Source organism: Bacillus sp. NTK071 (genome assembly GCF_017303315.1).
Lineage (GTDB): Bacteria > Bacillota > Bacilli > Bacillales > Guptibacillaceae > Guptibacillus.
In genome coordinates this window covers 1-270 of the sequence record NZ_JAFKOI010000068.1, presented here as the reverse complement: position 1 = coordinate 270, position 270 = coordinate 1, and the positions used below count along the sequence as shown (strand labels likewise).

The following is a 270-nucleotide window of genomic DNA, read 5'->3' as shown; positions in this document are numbered from 1 at the left end:
TCGAGTCCCCGGCCAAGGCCAAAACGATCAACAAGTATCTGGGCTCGGATTACACCGTCCTGGCTTCGTTCGGCCATGTCCGCGACCTGCCGCCCAAGGATGGCTCGGTCGATCCCGAACACGATTTCGACATGAAATGGGAGGTGGCCTCGGACAGCAAGAAACATGTCCGCGCCATCGCCGAGGCGCTGAAGACCGACAACGACCTGATCCTCGCCACCGACCCTGACCGCGAGGGCGAGGCGATCAGCTGGCACCTGACCGAGGCGC

General features: G+C 63.0%; 1 protein-coding gene. It reads left to right on the top strand.

From position 1 onward, the window contains the following. On the top strand, positions 1-270 hold a 270-nt coding region (locus tag JI666_RS22085; RefSeq protein ID WP_286171015.1), incomplete at both ends, for a toprim domain-containing protein.